General features: G+C 60.6%; 23 protein-coding genes. 5 read left to right on the forward strand and 18 right to left on the reverse strand.

Annotation, left to right across the window (positions count from 1 at the left end; genetic code table 11):
* Position 1: 1 nt before the first annotated feature.
* The 18 genes from J1W56_RS22195 to J1W56_RS22280 all read right to left on the reverse strand — a co-directional run bounded on the left by J1W56_RS22195 (position 2) and on the right by J1W56_RS22280 (position 14513).
* The gene (locus tag J1W56_RS22195; RefSeq protein WP_223615468.1) at positions 2-1261 is read right to left on the reverse strand and encodes a MotB family protein; all 1260 of its coding nucleotides are present in this window, start codon (positions 1259-1261) and stop codon (positions 2-4) included.
* Positions 1258-1911 carry a hypothetical protein gene (locus J1W56_RS22200; protein ID WP_223615469.1) on the reverse strand — a complete coding sequence of 218 codons (654 nt, stop codon included), beginning with the start codon at positions 1909-1911 and terminating at the stop codon, positions 1258-1260. Before J1W56_RS22200 ends, J1W56_RS22195 begins: the two co-directional genes overlap by 4 nt.
* Position 1912: 1 nt before the next feature.
* The gene (fliF, locus tag J1W56_RS22205) at positions 1913-3559 is read right to left on the reverse strand and encodes a flagellar basal-body MS-ring/collar protein FliF (RefSeq protein ID WP_223615470.1); all 1647 of its coding nucleotides are present in this window, start codon (positions 3557-3559) and stop codon (positions 1913-1915) included.
* A 139-nt stretch (positions 3560-3698) separates the two neighbouring features.
* Complete coding sequence (locus J1W56_RS22210) at positions 3699-4649, reverse strand: flagellin N-terminal helical domain-containing protein (protein ID WP_223615471.1); 951 nt, start codon at positions 4647-4649, stop codon at positions 3699-3701.
* A 167-nt stretch (positions 4650-4816) separates the two neighbouring features.
* Entirely contained in the window at positions 4817-5554 is a 738-nt protein-coding gene (fliP, locus tag J1W56_RS22215) for a flagellar type III secretion system pore protein FliP (RefSeq protein ID WP_223615472.1), read from the reverse strand.
* Positions 5551-6039: a flagellar basal body-associated FliL family protein gene (locus J1W56_RS22220; RefSeq protein ID WP_223615516.1), complete on the reverse strand. Its 489-nt coding sequence runs from the start codon at positions 6037-6039 to the stop codon at positions 5551-5553. Before J1W56_RS22220 ends, fliP begins: the two co-directional genes overlap by 4 nt.
* 5 nt (positions 6040-6044) lie before the next feature.
* Positions 6045-6758: a flagellar basal body L-ring protein FlgH gene (gene flgH, locus J1W56_RS22225; RefSeq protein WP_223615473.1), complete on the reverse strand. Its 714-nt coding sequence runs from the start codon at positions 6756-6758 to the stop codon at positions 6045-6047.
* Positions 6755-7195 carry a MotE family protein gene (locus tag J1W56_RS22230; RefSeq protein ID WP_308526413.1) on the reverse strand — a complete coding sequence of 147 codons (441 nt, stop codon included), beginning with the start codon at positions 7193-7195 and terminating at the stop codon, positions 6755-6757. The genes flgH and J1W56_RS22230 overlap by 4 nt, the downstream gene beginning before the upstream one ends.
* Positions 7196-7284: 89 nt before the next feature.
* Entirely contained in the window at positions 7285-8505 is a 1221-nt protein-coding gene (locus tag J1W56_RS22235; protein WP_404928681.1) for a flagellar basal body P-ring protein FlgI, read from the reverse strand.
* Complete coding sequence (gene flgA / locus J1W56_RS22240; protein WP_223615474.1) at positions 8502-8984, reverse strand: flagellar basal body P-ring formation chaperone FlgA; 483 nt, start codon at positions 8982-8984, stop codon at positions 8502-8504. Before flgA ends, J1W56_RS22235 begins: the two co-directional genes overlap by 4 nt.
* Positions 8985-8992: 8 nt before the next feature.
* Positions 8993-9781 (reverse strand): flagellar basal-body rod protein FlgG, encoded by a 789-nt coding sequence (gene flgG / locus J1W56_RS22245; protein ID WP_223615475.1) that lies wholly within the window; start codon positions 9779-9781, stop codon positions 8993-8995.
* A 9-nt stretch (positions 9782-9790) separates the two neighbouring features.
* Positions 9791-10111 (reverse strand): flagellar hook-basal body complex protein FliE, encoded by a 321-nt coding sequence (locus tag J1W56_RS22250; RefSeq protein ID WP_223615476.1) that lies wholly within the window; start codon positions 10109-10111, stop codon positions 9791-9793.
* Positions 10111-10530, reverse strand: a complete 420-nt coding sequence (gene flgC, locus J1W56_RS22255) for a flagellar basal body rod protein FlgC (RefSeq protein ID WP_105735210.1) — start codon at positions 10528-10530, stop codon at positions 10111-10113. Before flgC ends, J1W56_RS22250 begins: the two co-directional genes overlap by 1 nt.
* 5 nt (positions 10531-10535) lie before the next feature.
* Complete coding sequence (gene flgB / locus J1W56_RS22260) at positions 10536-10916, reverse strand: flagellar basal body rod protein FlgB (RefSeq protein WP_105735211.1); 381 nt, start codon at positions 10914-10916, stop codon at positions 10536-10538.
* A 115-nt stretch (positions 10917-11031) separates the two neighbouring features.
* Positions 11032-11607 carry a hypothetical protein gene (locus J1W56_RS22265; protein ID WP_223615477.1) on the reverse strand — a complete coding sequence of 192 codons (576 nt, stop codon included), beginning with the start codon at positions 11605-11607 and terminating at the stop codon, positions 11032-11034.
* A complete protein-coding gene (fliI, locus tag J1W56_RS22270) occupies positions 11604-12980 on the reverse strand; it encodes a flagellar protein export ATPase FliI (RefSeq protein ID WP_404928685.1) in 1377 nt (458 codons plus the stop codon). Before fliI ends, J1W56_RS22265 begins: the two co-directional genes overlap by 4 nt.
* Before the next feature lie 31 nt (positions 12981-13011).
* Positions 13012-13737, reverse strand: a complete 726-nt coding sequence (gene flgF / locus J1W56_RS22275) for a flagellar basal-body rod protein FlgF (RefSeq protein ID WP_223615519.1) — start codon at positions 13735-13737, stop codon at positions 13012-13014.
* A complete protein-coding gene (locus tag J1W56_RS22280) occupies positions 13734-14513 on the reverse strand; it encodes a DUF1217 domain-containing protein (protein WP_223615478.1) in 780 nt (259 codons plus the stop codon). The genes flgF and J1W56_RS22280 overlap by 4 nt, the downstream gene beginning before the upstream one ends.
* 163 nt (positions 14514-14676) lie before the next feature.
* Between J1W56_RS22280 and motA the strand changes: the two genes are divergently transcribed.
* Genes motA through J1W56_RS22305 form a run of 5 tightly spaced genes read left to right on the forward strand, consistent with a single transcriptional unit; the run spans position 14677 to position 18435 of the window.
* Complete coding sequence (gene motA, locus J1W56_RS22285) at positions 14677-15549, forward strand: flagellar motor stator protein MotA (RefSeq protein WP_319025573.1); 873 nt, start codon at positions 14677-14679, stop codon at positions 15547-15549.
* Between the two features lie 8 nt (positions 15550-15557).
* A complete protein-coding gene (locus tag J1W56_RS22290) occupies positions 15558-16493 on the forward strand; it encodes a FliM/FliN family flagellar motor switch protein (RefSeq protein WP_223615480.1) in 936 nt (311 codons plus the stop codon).
* Complete coding sequence (locus J1W56_RS22295) at positions 16474-16974, forward strand: BAB2_0123 family type IV secretion system effector (protein ID WP_223615481.1); 501 nt, start codon at positions 16474-16476, stop codon at positions 16972-16974. Before J1W56_RS22290 ends, J1W56_RS22295 begins: the two co-directional genes overlap by 20 nt.
* Before the next feature lie 25 nt (positions 16975-16999).
* Positions 17000-17353, forward strand: a complete 354-nt coding sequence (gene fliN / locus J1W56_RS22300) for a flagellar motor switch protein FliN (protein ID WP_105735218.1) — start codon at positions 17000-17002, stop codon at positions 17351-17353.
* A gap of 53 nt (positions 17354-17406) precedes the next feature.
* The gene (locus J1W56_RS22305) at positions 17407-18435 is read left to right on the forward strand and encodes a flagellar motor switch protein FliG (protein ID WP_223615482.1); all 1029 of its coding nucleotides are present in this window, start codon (positions 17407-17409) and stop codon (positions 18433-18435) included.
* Positions 18436-18446: the final 11 nt, after the last annotated feature.

Here is an 18446-nt window from a genome sequence, read left to right on the forward strand (position 1 = left end):
ATCATCTCTTGGCCGTTTTCAAAAAGATGTCGATACGCCGGTTCTGAGCCGCGTAGGGATCGGCCGGCACCTTGGGATCGCGGTCGGCATAGCCTTCCACGCGCAGGATGCGCTTGGCATCGAGGCCGCCGCGCGTCAGCATGTAATAGGCCATGTGCGCGCGCGCCGATGACAACCGCCAGTTATCATAGGTGTCGCTCTTGAAGGGGCGTGCGTCGGTGTGGCCGCTGATGATGACGTCGCCCTTGCGCGTCGCGATGATCTTGGCGATCTGCTCGAGAACCTGCACCACCCGCTTGTCCGGCTTTGCCGATCCGATGGCGAACATGCCGTAGTCGACCTTGTCGGTCAGCTGGATCAAGACACCCTCGTCGGTGGGCACCACGGTGATGTCAGGCGCCTTTTCATCGGCGGCGGTGCCGGTCTTCTTCGAAATTTCCGAGGCAAGCTCGCGCGCCGAAGCAAGCTGCGCCGAATCCGGCTGCTTGTCGCCCTTCGCCGGATCGACGGTTATGCTGGCGTCGGCGGGCTTGGCCGCGGTCTTTTCCAGCTTCTGCTGGTTCGCCTGCTGGGCGGCATTGGCCGTATCCACTGGCTTTGCATCGGCCGTCTGCGCCTGCGCACCGGCCTTGTCTTCCACGCCCGCAGCCCGCTTTTCCAGCTGCTCCTGCGAGGGCGGCGGCACGGCGGGACTGTCGGTCAGCGGAAAGAGATCATCCTCCACATGGGTCGACCAATAGTTGGGATTGAACGGATCGCGATAGGCGTCACCGCCCTGCGCGCCCGTGGATGGGCCGGCATTGTTGGACCCGCCGTCACCCTTGGCTGACCGGTTCTGCAACACGCCGGAATCCGTGGCGATTTCCGCAAGCACCGCATAGGGGTCCTTGAACATCTGCCGCTCTTCCGTCTCCGGCTTGGCTTGCAGTTCCTTTTCGTTGCGCGCGCTCTTGGTTTCCGCATCGGTCGAATTGGGGCGTTCGAAGCGAACCTTGCCTTCCTGATTGTCCGTGGCTTCGATGCCCTTTGGCCGCGCCTGCCGATCCATCAGCTTGACCGGATTGAAATAGCTGGCAACGGCCGCCTTGGTTTCCTCATTGGCGGCATTGATGAGCCACATGACCAGGAAGAAGGCCATCATCGCGGTCATGAAATCCGCATAGGCGATCTTCCAGACCCCGCCATGGTGGCTGTCTTCGCCGTCATTGCGGCCGCGCCGGACAATGACGATTTCGCGGCGGGTTTCCGGGTCGATATTCATCGGATCGTATCCTTCACCGCATCAATCAGGTGACCAAGCCGCGTTTCGACAACCACGTCGTCGAGTTTCATCGACAGCTCCGGCTGATCGGACCGGATGAACGTGAAGCGCATGAGGTCAATCCCCGGGCGATTGCGCAAAGCATCGATGAGGTGCGGCGGCCCGGAAATGTCGATCATCACGCCCTCCAGGCCCTGTGTCAGCCGCTCGATTTCCCCGACAAAGCCGGTAACAGCGCGGTCACGCAGATTCTTTTCAACCAAAGGGGAAAGAACGGTTGCAAGACTGCTCGACAGTCCCGCCGATATGACCGCCAGCCCCGCTTCCACCTGTTCGTACAGGCGGGTTCCGATCCGATCCATGAAATCCGCTTCCGCCGCCGCCAGCTGTTCCTGAAAATCCCGCTCCAGCCGCAGTTTTTCCGCATCGAAGAGCACGGAGGCCTCCGCCTGCCCCTCGGCGCGGCCGAGTTCGAAGGTTTCCTTGATCTTCAGCTCGATATCGATGAGATCGACAACATCTTCGGGAACCGCATCGTCCACCAGTGTTTCAACGCGCTCACGCGTCGCGGCGGCAAAAACCGTCACCCGGTCGTCGGGCACATGTTTCGGCGTGAAGTCTGTGAGCATGTTGGCAATCGATCGGGCCATATCAAGCTGCCTCGTGAACCCATTGCTTCAGGATCGCCGCCACGCGCTCTTCATCCATATCGATCATCTGTTCCAGCCGGTTCTGCGCGGGAACGCGCATGCGCCGCCGCAGCTCGCTCAGGTCGTCATAGGGCAGGCTCTGGTCGGCATTGGCGGCCAGCGCCGGCTGCGGCCGCGATGCGGCGGTGAAATCGGGAACAGCCACGTCCGTACCGGCGGCCAGCTGCAGCGCATCCTGCGGCTTGGTCATTTCGCGCATCAGCGGGCGAACGCCGAACCACAGGATCAGACCCACGGCGACGATCAGTGCAGCGGCATTGACGAAGCTGCCCGCCTGCCGTGACATCGTTTCCGACAGCGGCGTGGCGGCCGGCTGCAGCTGATCGTCGGTTGCTTCCATGAAGTTCAGCGCGGTCACGTTGATGACGTCCCCACGCTTCTGGTCGAGGCCGGCCGCGGTTGCCACAAGTTGGGTGATCTTGGCGATCTGCTGTTCGACGAATTTGTCCGGAACCGGTGTGACGCCTGCGGTTGCCAGCAACCGCGCCTGGTCGATGACGACGGCGATCGACAGGCGCTTGATCTGATAGCTGTCGCTGACCGTCGAGATCGTCTTGGAATTGACCTCGTAATTGGTCAGCTCTTCGCGCTTGTCGGTCTTTTCGGTCGAGCTGTCGCCGTTCTTGCTCTGGATTTCTTCCTGCGGGATGTTCTGTTCCACACCGGTCGCGTTGTCGCTCTTCGAGTTCTTCGAATCGCCGCTTTCGCGCACGACACGCACGGACCGCTCAACCTTTGATTCCGGATCGAACACGGTTTCGTTGGTCTGGCGCTTGTCCGTGTCGAGCGCCACCTGGACGCTTGTCTGGAAATGGCCGATGCCGAGATAGGGCGCCAGCGCCTTGCGGATGTTGTCATCGACCGAGGCCGAAACATTCTGTTCCAGCGTCGCCGACATGACGGCACCGGCATTCGAGCCATCATCCTTGGATGCCAGGAGCCGCCCGTTCGTATCGAGCACGGTGACTTCGGAGGCAGTCAGCTGCGGCACGGCAGCCGCGACAAGCTGGCGGATCGACTGCGCCGACTCCATCGAAAACCCGCCCTCGGTGCGGATCACCACGGAAGCGGAGGGTGCCTGATCGCCGCGGCGGAAACTGCCCTTTTCCGGCAGAACAATATGCACGCGGGCGGCCTTGATGCCGCGGATCGCCTGGATTGTCCGGGAAATTTCGCCTTCGAGTGCACGCACCCGGGTGATTTCCTGCATGAACGAGGTAAGGCCCAGCGAGCCCATATTGTCGAAGAGCTCGTAACCGGCATTGTTGCTGGTCGGCAGGCCCTTTTCGGCCAGATACATGCGGGCCTGGTCCGCCTTGCCGAACGGGACGAGCACGGACGTGCCGTCGGCCTTCACATCGAACGCTATGCCCGCTTCGCCGAGGGCCATGCCCATGCGGTTGACGTCGTCGCGGCTGAGGCCGACATACAGCGTCTCATATTGCGGGCGGTTGAGATAAATGCTGGAGACAAGAATGGTGGCGAACAGGGTGACGCCGACGAGGGCGAGCCCGATGAGCCGCCGCGCGCCAAGCTTTTTCATGGCACCCAGAAACTGCTCCAGAGACTGTCTGATATTCTTTTCCATCGATGCCCACCACGCTTGCGTCGTCCGACCATAGAGGCCGAAGCTTGCGCGAAGTTAGAGCGTGCTGCGAAGTGGAAAAGAAAAAGGCCACGCACGAGGCGTGGCCCAATTCAGTACCGATCCCGAGGGATCGCCATCCTTAGCGGAACAGCTGCTGGATGGTCTGGTTGCTTGCATTGGCAATCGACAGCGCCTGAACGCCGAGCTGCTGCTGAACCTGCAGAGCCGACAGACGAGCCGATTCCTTGTTCATGTCAGCATCGACCAGCGTGCCGATACCACGATCAACGGCATCCGAAAGCGCGCTGATGAACGACTTCTGGCTGTCGATGCGGGTCTTGGCAGCACCGAGCTGCGAAGCACCGGAAGCCAGGCCCTTGGCAGCAGCTTCGATACCGGTCAGCATGCCGTCAATCGCCGTGTTGTCGACGCCTGCAGCCGAAACGTCGATCGTCAGGATCGAAGTCTGCGTTGTGACAGGTGCGGCTGCTGCGTTGGTAACAGCAAACTGCTTGTCGAGAATGCCGGTCTTCGTTGCAGCGGTGCCGCCCGTGTCGATAAGACGGGTATTGGCAAGCGCAACGTCGATCGAGCCGGTCGTTACGACGCCGGTCGAGCTGCGGCTGTAGGAAGCGATCGTGCTGAAGTTTGCCGTTGCAGGAGCAGCGTCGACAGCCTGGTCGGTGGTGAGCAGGTTGGAACCAGCGTAGGAAGCGCCTGCGTTTTCCTTCAGGGCGCCGATAGCCGAGTTGATCAGCAGCTGGTTCTTGGCGCGGTCTTCAGCGCTGGCATTCTTGGAAGCCAGAACCAGGTTCTTGATGGTGTTTACCGAATCAATGGCCTTGTTCATTGCGGAATAGGCAGTATCGATCTTGGAGCTGCCGAGACCGAGAGCGTCCTGGATAACCGAGTTGGCACCATTGTCCGAACGCATTGTCGTGGCAATCGACCAGTAAGCGGCGTTGTCGGAAGCTTCGGAAATCTTCAGGCCCGTTGCAATGCGGTTCTGAGTGGTGGCAAGGTTTTTGCCGGTTGCAGTAAGTGTCTGAAGCGCGGTCATTGCTGACGCGTTGGTAAGAATGCTGGCCATAGAAAAAGCCCCTATAAAAGATACATGTGATGGGGACATGTCGGATCAGAACCGACCTAACAGAGCGGCATGATGCCTGTAACCGAAGCGGTCACCTGTTATGACGAGCAGGAGTACGCCAGAATTGTTACGGTTTCAATAACGGCCAGGATTAATTTTCATCATGGTTACGAAAACGATCGTATCAAACTGCCGACCAGAATATTCCATCCGTCGATCAGCACGAAGAACAGGATCTTGAACGGCAGCGACAGCACGGTCGGCGGCAGCATCATCATGCCCATGGACATGGTGAGCGTCGCGACGATCAGGTCGATGACCAGGAACGGCAGGACGATGAGAAAGCCGATCTCGAAACCGCGGCGCAGCTCGGAAATCATGAAGGCGGGCACGAGGATACGCATATCAATGGCCTCGTTGGCCTTGGTGCGGAAGGATTCGTCCGCCAGATCCTCGAACAGCCGCAAATCCTTGTCGCGCACCTGCCGCAGCATGAATTCACGGAACGGCGACATGATCTCGCGGATCGCCACATCCTGGGTGATCTGGTTGTTCACCAGCGGCTGCACGCCGTTCTGCCACGCCCGGTCGAAAACCGGCGCCATAACATAAAAGGTCATGAACAGTGCAAGGCTGATCATCACGAGATTGGCCGGCGTTGTCTGCAGGCCGAGGCCGGAACGCAGCATGGAGAAGGCAATGGCGAAGCGGGTAAAACTCGTGGCCATGATCAGGATGCCCGGCGCGATGGAAAGCACCGTCAGCACCGCCAGCATCTGGATGATCTGGCCGCTGGTCGACGCGCTGCCCTGCGGGATCAGCCCGTCCAGGAGCGAGGGCGTCTGGGCCACGGCGGTTCCGCCGAGTACAAGCAGCAGCAGGGGTGTCAGAAGACGCCGTTTCATTCCATCACCAATGCCCAGATGTACACTTTCTCGATCTTGCCTTCGGAACGCATCCGCGCCCTCTCCTGCAGATCCATGCGCAGATATTCCAGCCCCGCCGCCCCGCGCAGCTGCATGAGATTGACGGTGCGCAGGAAGGCCATGAAGTCGCCGGCAACGGTTGCCGCCATTTCATCGGATATTTTCTCGCCGGGCTTGGCCACGATGCCCGCTTCCAGCCTGATCCAGACATCCTGCGGGATTTTCACGTTGGTCAGGATCGGTTTGAGCGCCACGACATTGCCGGATGGCAGGTCGGTACCGGCGGGGCGCGTCTTCTCGCCCGCCCCGGCGGCCTGACCGGCCGGCACGCTCAGGCCGAGCTGTGTTCCAAGAAACCAGCCGCCTGCCGCAGCGACGAGCGTGAGAACCACCACCGCAGCAATGACCGCCACGCTGGATGGTGCTTTCGGGGCGGGTGTCGTGTCTTCGGCGAGCGTGCTCATATCGGTCAGATCGGCGATACTTGATCGAGGATCTGCTGACCCCATGCCGGCTGCTGCGTTTCGCTCTGGCGCCCGCGGCCGCCATAGGAAATGCGCGCCTCGGCGATCTTCTCGTAGGAAATGACATTGTCGCCGGAAATGTCGCGCGGCCGTACGACGCCGGCGACATTCAGCACGCGCAATTCATAATTGACGCGCACTTCCTGCGAGCCGCGGATGACCAGATTGCCGTTGGGCAGAATATTGGTGACGATGGCCGCAACCCTCAACACGATCTTTTCCGACCGCTCGATCTTGCCCTCGCCCTTGGTGCGGCTATCGGATTTCAGATCGAGATTGCCGCCGATATTGCCGGCGGAGAAGCCGCTGCCGCTGATATCCGCCTTGCCGCCGACATCGGATGAGGCGACGCGCGAACGGCTGTTCTTGTTGTCGAACGTCGCCTTTTCGTCGATCAGAATGTTGACGGTCAAAACGTCGCCCGGATTGGTGGCGCGCGGATCGCGGAAGAACCCGGCCGCGCGGTCCTGCCAGAGCGAATAGCGTTTCGGCTGCGGCTGGGACGGATAATAGGACGGATCCGAGACGCTGAAGCTTTGCCCGACACCCGCGCCCACCGGCGACATCTGTGGTGTGCGGTTCAGATCACGAAAATTGTCGGCGCATCCCGAAAGGGCAACGGCACTGGCGATGGCAAACAGGGATGCCGCTTTCTTCATTGTGCGGTTCTTTCTTTGTTTGTGACCACACGGGATCCGACAATCACGCGGGCAAGACGCGAGGATTTTTCCGCGGGCATTTCATTCAGGATAACGCTGGAGACACGGGGATTGAGCTTCAGCAGCAGCGCGGCTGCCGGCTCGTCGCCCATCAGCGCCATCTGGGCCGCAGCCGCATCCGGCCGCATCTTGGAAATGATGCCCACCAGCGAATCCTCGGCCTTGTCGATGAACGCGTCACGCCGTTTCAGCCAGACTTCATATTCCTTGCGCTTGGCCTCCAGCTCCTGGATGCGGCTGTCGATATCCGCCCGCAGCTGCTCCAGTTCGCGCGTCTGCATGGCATAGCGCGCATCGGCCGCCTTGTCGGTGATGTTGGTGCAATAGCGGCCGATTTCCTGCCCGGTTTCATCCTTGGGGGCCGCATCCTGCGCCATGGTGGCGGATGGCAGCAGGGAGATTGCCAGCAAGAATGCTGCAGCCTTGGAGGATGCCGTGATTTTCCGTCGCGCGTTCATGGCAACACTCATTGGACCACCAGCTCCGCATGCAATGCGCCGGCCGTCTTGATGCCCTGAAGGATGGCGATGATGCCCTGCGGCTTCACGCCGATCTGATTGAGACCCTTCACTAGGCTTTCAAGATCGGTTCCGCCAAGAACACCGATTTTGGAGGTTTGCCGAACCTGGATGTTGGTGTTCGGTTCGACCGCCGTCACGCCGTCACTGAACGGTTCCGGCTGAATGATCGTCGGCGTCTCGGTGACCTTGACGGAAAGCGTGCCATGGCTGATGGCGACCCGCGATATCCGCACCTTCTCGCCGATGACCACGGTCCCGGTGCGCTCGTCGACGACGACCCGCGCCACCTCGTCGGTCGGCACCGGCAGACCTTCGATTTCCGCGAGGAAGCGGGCCGCCGTGATATCTTTGGGCTTGCGCAGACGGATCGACTTGGCGTCGCGCTCCTTGGCAACAGGCTGATTGTACCGCCGTTTGGCAAAGGCATTGATCGTATCGGTGATGCGCACGACCGTGGTGAAATCCGGTTGCCGCAGCTCGACGAGAAGTTCACCGTCCTGGCCGAAATTTCCGGAAACCTCCCTTTCAACCAGGGCGCCGTTGGGAATGCGTCCGCTGGTCGGCGTACCCTGCGTAACGGTGGCGGCGTTACCGGATGCCGTGAAGCCGGACACGATCAGGTTGCCTTGAGCCGCCGCATAGACCTGGCCATCGGCAGCGGCCAGCGGCGTCATGACCAGCGTGCCGCCGGACAGCGATGTGGCGTCACCCAGCGAGGAAACGGTGATGTCGATCCGCGAGCCGCGCCCGGCAAAGGGCGGCAGATTGGCGGTGACGATGACGGCCGCAATATTCTTCGAACGCGATGCACCGGCCGGCGGGCTGATGCCGAGATTATCGAGCATGGCGCGCATGGATTGCTCTGTGAACGGCGCATTGCGCAGGCTGTCGCCGGTTGAGTTCAATCCGACAACGAGACCATAGCCGACGAGCTGGTTTTCACGCACGCCCTGAATGGCGGCGATATCCTTGAGCCGTGCGATGACTCCGCCATCGCTGAACTGGGAAGCTGGTCCGCCCCAGCGCCCGTCGTCGACGTCCTTCTGCCAGGCAGCCTGGGCCTGGGCCGGCGTCTTGTAGCCTCTTTCCTTGGGCGAAGATTCGCCCGCATGCAGTGCGGTCGATGCAAGGACGGCCAACAGGACAATCGCGAAACGCCGCATCATTGCATGCCTACCTGTATACGCCCATCGGCGAGGATGGTGCCCGTTACGGTGATGCCGCTGTCGATATTGCGCACCTTGATGAAATCACCGACGCGGCCCGGCTCCAGCGGCGTGCCCCGCGCCGTGATGACGAGCGCACCGGTGTCATAGACCAGTACCGCCGGAACCCCGCGCTGCACCATGTCGGGCTCATTGACCGAAGACAGGAGGATGGGCTGCCCCGGTAGCAGTGTCCGGCGCGATATCTTGCCGACGAGTTGATCCGGCGACAGCACATATTGCGCGGCGGCGGAGGCGCGGATCGTAAAATACTTTTCCGTCAATCCCGCATTGCCGATGGTCTGGCCGGGATAGATGATCTGGGAAGGCACCAGGAATGCAATGCGCTCGGCGCGGGCGGCGACGGAAAAGACCAGCGCGCACAGGCTGAATGCCAGCACGCGAAGAGCCCAGTTCCCGATGATCTTTGCCGCCGTCATGATCGTCCTCAGCGCAGGTTCTTCGACACGACCGATGCCATTTCATCGGCTGCCTGGATGACTTTCGAATTCATTTCATAGGCCCGCTGGGCCGTGATCAGATCGGTGATTTCCTTGACGGGGTCGACGTTGGAATTTTCCAGATAGGCCTGCTTCAATGTGCCGAAGCCGGGATCACCGGGAACGCCGACAACCGGAGCACCCGACGCATCGGTCTGCTTGTAGAGGTTGTCGCCAAGCGGCTCGAGACCGGCTTCATTGGCAAAATTGGCAATGGTCAGCTGGCCGAGATTGATCATCGGAATCTGGTCGGATTGCTTGGCAAAAACCTGGCCGGAATCGGTGATTTTCACTTCGATGGTGTTGGTCGGAACAACAATGTTGGGCTCGACCAGATCGCCGTTGAGCGTTACGAGCTGCCCCGTCGCATTGGTGTTGAATGCCCCGGCGCGGGTATAGAGCGTTTCGCCCGCGGTGTTCTGGATCTGGAACCAGCCGCGGCCCTTGAGCGCCACGTCGAAGGGATTGCCCGTCTGATTGAGCCCGCCCTGAATATGCAGGTTGCGGACGGCCGAGGTCTGCACGCCGAGCCCGACCATCGCGCCCTCGGGAATGATGCTCTGGTTTGCCATGTTGGGCACACCGGCGCTGCGCTCCGTCTGATACAGCAAGTCCGAGAACTCGGCCTTTGCGCGCTTGAACCCGGTCGTGTTGATATTGGCGATGTTGTTGGCAATCACTTCCAGATTGAGCTGCTGGGCATTCATGCCGGTCGCAGCAATGGTGAGCGCTTTCATTCTGATTCCTTAAATCGGCATACGGCTGATTTCGAGATAGGCCTGGACGATCTTGTCGCGAATGGCGATGGCCGTCTGGAGCGATTTTTCCGCATCCATGACCGCGTTGACCACGTCACGCGTCGGCACGTCGCCGGTCATGCTCTTGAGCGAAACCGCTTCGGCATTCTGGAGTTTGCCGGTGAGCTGCGACAGAACGTTGTCAAAGGAAGGCTGACCGGTTGCGGCTGTCGCCGGCGAAGCGGCACCGGGCATGGATGTCTGATTGACGGTTTCCGATAGTTTGGAAAGAGCGTTGCGGGTGGATACACTGAGAAGCTGGTCTATCATCAGGAGTTCCTTAAGAGATCGACGGTCATGGCAATCAGTTCACGTGCTTGCTTGACCACCTGGAGATTGGCTTCGTAGGAGCGGTTGGCTTCGCGCATGTCCGCCATTTCGACGACCATGTTCACGTTTGGATATTTGACCATGCCCTTGGTGTTGGCGGCCGGGTGGCTTGGATCATATTCTTCGGTAAAGGCGGAAACGTCATGCCCGACTTCCGCGATGCGCACGGTCTCGACGCCGCTGCTGCGGTCGAGCTCGGTGGCAAAGGAGACGGTCTTGCGGCGGTATGGATCGCTGCCGGCCGTCTTGCCGGTCGACTGGGCGTTGGCCAGGTTCTCGGAGACGATGCGCAGACGAGTCGATTGGGCATTGAGGCCGGAAGCGGCAACCTTGAGCGCGGCCTGGAGCGGATCTGACATCTGTTTCAGCCCTTTACTGCGGAGAGCATCATGCGGTGAAAGGCCTTCACGATGCTGGTGTTGAGAGCGAACTGGCGATTGATCTCGCCGGATTTGACCATTTCCGCTTCGAGGCTGACCGTGTTCTTCGAATGGTTCTGTTCCGTCACTTCATTCTTGCGCAGCGCGGTGGCGGCGATGCCGGATGCATTGATTTCAAGGTGCTTCGCATTTGTCGCCGCCATGGTCAGCTGGGTCTGCTGCAACACGTCCTTGAACGGCTCCACGTCCCGCGCCTTGAAACCCGGCGTATTGGCATTGGCGACATTGCCGGAAACCGCGGCCTGCCTGACGGACAGCCACTCGGCCTGACGTGATGCCAATTCGAACAGATGAATCCCCTGCATGTGCCTGCCTCGCGTCCCGGACCAATCAATTGAGATCACTCTATGCGGTCAATCTTGCGTGAGACTTGCGGCGACGACAGCCACGGAACTTATGCATGGACAAAGAGGCATTTGATCAATTGGTTCGGCTGATCACTTCGCCGTCGGATGTCTTGATCTGCCACGAACCGTTGCCATTGCCGCGCTCGATCGCAACCAGGGTGCTTCCGTCCGGCAAGGGCGATCCCTTCTCGACAAACCAGTAGCCGGTATTGTCTTCGATCATCACCAGACCGCCGACCACTTCGCGCACCAGGAACACCGGCTTGTCGGGAAACGGCTGTTTGCTGGCGGCATTGATCCCCGCCAGACGATCGCCGGTGAGCGCCGACGTGGTTGCCGTGGTCATGAGGTCCACGTCGCCGGTTTTCGTTCTCGACAGCGACACTTCGGTGCCGTTGTTCTTGCGCACGACCTTCTGGTTGGTCCGGTCCAGGGGGTCGCGAACGGTTTTGCCGGTGGCTTCCGGCTTGGGCCGCGCTTCCCAGATGTCGTAATACATCACGAAGGGCAGGATAGCGCAGATGGTTGCAAGGACAAATCCCGCGCCCTTGATATAGCCGTCAAAGCGCTTGTCGCGCTGGCGGGGTGCGGGAATTTCCGTTGCGGGATCGCTTTCAGGCGCCAGGCCCGTGGTCTTCTGTTTTGTCATGCCCCCTCCTTTGGCCGAAGCGCCGCTGCCAGATCGCTGTAGGGATCCAGCGAAAGCGGCGTGGCCGGTGTCTGCTGCATAGCGTCGTAAATGCGTGGAACCAGATGAACGGCCTGATCGAGCAGGGGGTCACCCCCCTCCTGATAGGCGCCGATCATCCGCAGGTCGCGGGTCTCTTCGAACCGCGAAATGAGGCCGCGCATGCTGGTGGCGAGTTTCGCCTGTTCCGGCGACCAGTTGTGCTGCGCCAGGCGCGAAATGGAACCGAGAATATCCATGGCCGGGAAACGACCCTGCGCAGCGATGGCACGGTCGAGCACGATGTGCCCGTCCAGCGTGCCGCGGATCGCATCGGACACCGGATCATTGTGATCGTCGCCATCGACCAGAACGGCATAAATGCCGGTAATCGTACCACTGTCCGACAATCCGGGGCCGGCGCGCTCAAGCAGGCGCGGCAACTGGCTGAACACGCTCGGCGGATAGCCGCGCGAAACCGGCGGTTCACCTGCGGCAATGGCGATTTCGCGCGCCGCATGGGCAAAACGCGTCACGGAATCCACGATCAGAAGAACATTGTCGCCCAGATCGCGAAAATATTCGGCGATGGCCGTTGCCGTATTGGGGGCAAGCCGGCGCATCATCGGACTTTCGTCGCCGGTCGAAACAACAGTGACCGTCTTGCCAAGCTTGCCGGCCATGGTGTCTTCGAGCATGTCGCGCACTTCGCGGCCGCGTTCGCCCGTCAGCGCCAGGACAACCGTGTCGAAATCCGTTGCCTTGGTCATCATGGCCAGCAGCGTGGATTTGCCGACGCCGGACCCGGCAAAGACACCCATGCGCTGGCCGAAACACATCGGCGCAAAGACGTCGACGACATTGACGCCGGTGCGCAGGCCGATTTCGACGCGGCTGCGATTCATGGCGAGCGGAGCCGGACAATCCACGGGCTTGGGATTATTGCCTGCGGTGAGCAAACCCTTGCCGTCGAGCGGAAGACCGAGGGCGTTGATGACCCGCCCCTTCCAGTCGGGCGCCGGCGCAATGCGAAACGGCCCCTCGGGGAAGACGGGCGTTCCGAGCGACGGCACGATCCGGTCATCGAACGGCTTGACCAGGACGCGCGACTGCTCGATCCGCACGACTTCGGCCGGGTGCAGCCGGTTGTCGCTGCGGATGGTCACCATGTCGCCGAGCTGCGCCTGTTCCGAAATGCCGCGCACGCCGATGGCGGAGCGCGACACCTCGTTCACATAGCCGCCGACGGCCACGGGAGCCGGAGCCGTCACGACCTGCGAGACAAGCCGGGCCAGCGCCTCGAGACTGCCCGTCCCGGTGCTCATCGTTGGCAGGGCTGCTTCAAGATCCTGCATGCTTATCCCGCCGGTTCAAGGAGACGGTGCATCAGGTCTTCGATCCGAGCGTCTTGATGGCTTCGGAGAAGGTGCCTTCATTGCCGCGCAGCAAGGCATCGACCCGCTCGAAAGCCCGGGTAACGCTCATGAGCCGGGTCATTTCGCCGATCGCATCGACATTTGATCCCTCAATGGCGCCCTGAACAACACCCGCGTGCGGATTGTCGATGGTCGGCTGCGCGGTAATGCTCGGAATAACAGCCGAATTGTCGAAATAGGTCAGCTTGGCATTGGGGCTGATCGTGAACAGGCCAATGGAGCCCAGCTGGCGCTTGTTCTGATAGACCGCCCCATCGGCGGAAATCTGCGGCGGGCCACCATTGGGGTCAATGACCAGGGGCTGGCCGCCCGCATCCAGGATGGGGTAACCCTTGACCGAGCGCAGCTCGCCGGTCGTTGTCATCTGCATGCGGCCGTCGCGGGTGAAAACCTGCCCGGCCGGTGTCTGCAGCGAAAACCATACGTCGCCCTTTGCGGCGATATCCAGGGGATTGCCGGTCTGGGTGATCGGGCCAGCATCCGTCTTGATATAGCTCTGACCGGCCGAAACGAAGCTCGAGTCCTCGGCCGCCTTCGACACCATGGTTTCGAATTTCATGCCCGTGGCGCGAAAACCCGGCGTCGACATGTTCGCCACATTGTGCGCCAGGGCATCCAGGCGGCGCTCCAGCGATATCTGCGAGGACAGGCCGACATAGATCGAGTTTTCCATCAGCGGCCACCCAGCTTGAACGACTGCAAGATCGTCAGGATGTTTTGCGAAATGCCGATGGTGGTATCTCCGCCGAAAAGCAGCGAGGGAATGGTGGAGGCAGTCGAGGGATTGTTCATTTCATACATAGCCGTAAACCGGGTGAGGAATTTCTCAAGCTTCGCCGGATCCTTGAGAGATGCGAGATCGAGCTTGTCGGTGACCATCTTGGCCTGCCGGTCGATATCCATGTTGGACGCCTGCGTCGGAATGGAAAAGGTTGTCTGGAAGACCTTGAGCAGTGCCTTGTCGCCGAGGATTTCATAGGCATTGGTGATCGTGGGCGCCTTGCGGGCAAAATACAGGGCAAGCCGCACGCCTTCATTGTCCTGCCCGGCTTCCTGCTCCAGCGTCTGGCGGGCATATTTGTCCGTCACCGGTTTGAGCACGGCGGGCTGGCTGGTCGCCTTGTCACCCAGTTTGGCGAAATCGAACGTCGTGGCAAACTCCAGGTAGCGCTTGTCCGTCAGCTTGTTGGCAAAGCTGTCCTTGCCGGTACCTTCGGTGAGAACTTTGCGGATAAAGGCCTTGGCGAAAGCCATGTCCTCAAGCCCGACAGCCTTCAGGGCGTATTTATACAGCCGGTCATTCTTCATGAAATCGTCAATGGTTTTGACCTTGCCGATATTCTTCAGGTAGTAGTCCGTGTCGCGCTGCACGACCGGTTCGGCCGCCACCCTCGTCAGCGAACGCGTCAGGTTCGACGAGATCAATTTATAGCTGGTCATCGTGTTGATCATGGCAACGGCACTCCCACGGCTTTCGCCTATCTGTGCCAAAGCAAGCTTGCCTGAAGCTGTCCGCGCAATTTCACCCCGACCACAAACCTGCGTCTCCATGCAAGGTTCACGCAAGCCGGACTTGCTACTCCTCGGCCGCTGGCAATATTTGCAGGAGAGCGCTTTGGGAATCCTTGTTGGACTTGTGGTAACGATGGGATGTCTCCTTGGCGGCTTCATTGCCATGGGCGGGCATGTGAGTGTTCTCATGCAGCCATGGGAATTCGTCATCATCGGCGGCTCCGCGCTCGGCACATTCCTGGTCGCCAATCCGTTTTCGGCGGTCAAGGATACCGGACGCGCCTGCATGGAGGCTTTCTCCAACAAGGTTCCCAAGCAGCGCGACTACCTCGATGTGCTCGGCGTCCTCTACGCTTTGATGCGGGAACTGCGCGCCAAGTCGCGCAACGAGGTGGAAGTCCACATCGACAATCCCAATGAATCGCTGATTTTCCAGGCATTTCCGAGCGTTCTCAAGAACCATGATCTGACGCAGTTCATCTGCGACTACTGCCGCCTGATCATTATCGGCAATGCGCGCTCGCACGAAATCGAGGCGCTGATGGACGAGGAAATCCACACGATCTCCCGCGACAAGCTCAAGCCCTACCATGCCATGGTGGCCATTTCGGAAGGTTTGCCGGCACTCGGCATCGTTGCTGCGGTGCTGGGCGTGATCAAGGCCATGGGCGCCCTCAATGAATCGCCGGAAGTGCTGGGTCATCTGATCGGCGCGGCGCTGGTCGGCACCTTCGCCGGTATCTTTCTTTCCTATGGTGTGGTCGGCCCGATTGCCACCAAGATCAAGACGACGCGCGAGAAGCAGAACCGGCTTTACATGATCGTCAAGCAGACACTGCTCGCCTACATGAACGGCGCCCTGCCGCAGATCGCGCTCGAATATGGACGCAAGACGATTTCGGCCTATGATCGTCCGTCCATCGATGTGGTCGAGCAGGAAACCATCTCCACCGTTCCGATGCAGCAAGCGGCGTAGGCTGAACAATGGATGTCGAGACAGAACAGAAACGACCGGACGTGCTTGCGGAAAGCATCCTGCGCGCCGCCGGCATGTCGGTGGACGATCTCAAATCCCTTGAGGCCGTGTTTCGTGACCTTGCAACGACGTTTGCCGGCAAAATAACCAGCCAGTCCGACGTCACCATTGCGGCCGAATTCGTGCGCATGGAATCAATCGAGAAGGATGCCATTGCCAGCACCCTGATGCGCTCGGGACTGATCGGAACCGTGCAGGTCGTCAAATGGGCATCGCGCCTGCTGCTGGCTGCCGACCGTGCCTTTGTCGATTGCGGGGTCGATGCCCTGTTCGGGTCCGGCGCCAGCCAGGACCACCAGCCGCATCGCCCGATGACCTCGGTCGACCTTGGCATCGCCCGCCAGATTTTCACCGACGTCACCGCATCGCTGGATCACATGTTCTCGGGTGGCAGCGACGCGCTGTTCCAGATCGCCGAACTGACGGAAGCCGCGCATTTCTCGGTTGCCTCGGTGACCGATACACGCATGATATGCTGCACGATGCTGCTCAAGGTTGGCGGACACAGCGGCCAGATCATCATCATGATGCCGCGTTCGAGCTTCCGTCCCATGCAGGATGCCATCGCGCGGATGCTGCAACAGCCGGCACACCACTCCGATCCGACCTGGGCAAAGAAGCTGCGTCTCGAGGTGAGCCGGGCCCATATCGACATTGAGGCCTTCATCCAGCAGGGGTCCATGACGCTGGAACAAATCACCCTTTTGAAACCCGGCCAGATCCTGCAGCTGCCCAAGGATGCGATCAATCAGGTACGCCTGCGCAGCGGCAAACAGGCACTTTACAAATGCCGTCTGGGCAAGACCGGCACGGCATTCACCGTTCGCATCACCGATCCTATCAATGAAGAAGAGGACCTGCTCGATGAGCTTGCTGCTGGCTAATCTCATTTCCGCCGCCCTGATCGCAACCGGGCTTACGGTCTTCCTCGTTGCCCTGCGCAAGGCCAACCGGCTGACGGCCATGAGCCGCGCCATGGCGCAACAGGTGGCCGGTTCGGCCCAGAGCCTCGAGCAGGCGCTGCTCTTCCTGCAGAACGAGCGTGAAACCTGCCGGGACGAAAGCGTGCGTCTGGAGGCCAAGCTCAAGGATTCCGATCGCGCCCGTTCGGAAATGACGCGCACCATCCGCATGGTTGAACGCGCCAAGAACGAGTTCAAGGACAATGTGCGCCCCTTCCCGGCCGTCGATGCCGCCCAGCGCGCTGCCGCACCCGCCTTTGCGCAGCAGCCGGTTCCGGCAGCCCAGACCGAGATCCGTCAGGGCACGCCTATCCACAACCAGCCCGCGGCTCCGGCGAAAGTCCTGCCCGTGTTCGTCAATCGCATCGTCCGCAGTGCTGACGTGGCGAATGCCGTCCTTTAACCCAGTGTGAACGGGATTTCCCATCATGGCCATTTCCGACAAGAATTCCATCGAAGACGAGCTCAACGAGGCAATCGAAGATCTCAAGCGCGATGAACCGCAACCAAGCCGCAAACCTGCGGGATCGAAGCCGAACATCGATCTCATCATGGGCATTCCCGTCGACGTCCAGGTTGTTCTCGGCAGCACGTCGATGCCGGTGGCCAATCTGATGAAGCTCGGCCGCGGCGCCGTCGTGACCCTCGACAAGCAGATCGGCGATCCCGTCGATATCGTCGTCAACGGGCGGGTGATCGCACGCGGTGAAGTCATCGTCCTCGAGGACGACTCCTCGCGCTTCGGCGTCAGCCTCACCGAAGTCATCGGCAGCGGCAGCTAAGTCATCCGCCGCCGCGCCGCCTTCCCCCCTACAAGCACGAGAAGCCAGACCGCATGAGCGATCAAGACACACCTCAGGGCGAAAGCACCATCCAGGACCTGAGCGGCCCGGAAAAGGTGGCCGCATTGCTTGTGGCGATCGGGCGGCCATCCGCCTCGCGGCTTCTCAAGCATTTCAATGCGGACGATCTGCGCTCGCTTGCCGGCCATGCCCGCAAGCTCGAGCCGATCACCCCCGGTGACTTCGAAGAGCTGGTCAAGGAATTCGAGAACGCCTTTGCCGACGGCGCGCCGGTTTCGGAAGCCGGCATGCGCTTTGAAGGGCTGCTGCGCGAAACGCTGTCGGCGGAAGAGGCCAGCGCGGTCATCGAGAACCGCCGCCCCGAACTGCTGACGCAGGAATCCGTGTGGGATATCCTGCCGCGCGTGCCGCTCGACGTGCTGCAAGCCTATCTGTCAACGCAGCATCCCCAGGTGACGGCCTATGTGATTTCGCGCCTGCCTTCCGATATCGCGGCCCGGCTGCTGATCGGCTTTGCGCCGCAGGAACGTGGTGCCATCATTCAGCGCACGCTGCATATCCGCAAGGTGGGTCCTTCGACGATCGCGATGCTGGAAAGCATCCTGCAGCGCGAGGTCACCGGAAAAGACAATTCGGGTTCCGAGAAGAGCCATCACGGCACCGTTGCCAACATCATCAACCAGCTGGAAAAATCAGAGATCGACGAACTGCTGGCGAGCCTCACCGATCTGGGCGCGGAAGACCTTGCCAAGATCAAGGCCAAGCTCTTCACCTTCGAGGATATCGTGCGCATATCGCAGCGCGCGCGCCTCATCCTCTTCGATGAAATCCAGACGGATGTGGTCACATCAGCATTGCATGGCTGCGAGCCGCGCCTGCAGGAACTCATCCTCCAGTCCCTGTCGACACGCGGACGGCGCATGGTCGAAACCGAATTGTCCAGCCAGACCAACATCAATGCCAACACAGTCACGGAAGCGCGCCGCGCCATTGCCCGCACCGCCATTGCCCTGGCCGAACGCGGCGAGCTCAAGCTCGAACCGCAAGAATCCGAAACATGATCGGCAGGGCC

This window comes from Phyllobacterium calauticae, assembly GCF_019991125.1.
Taxonomy (GTDB): Bacteria; Pseudomonadota; Alphaproteobacteria; order Rhizobiales; family Rhizobiaceae; genus Phyllobacterium; species Phyllobacterium calauticae.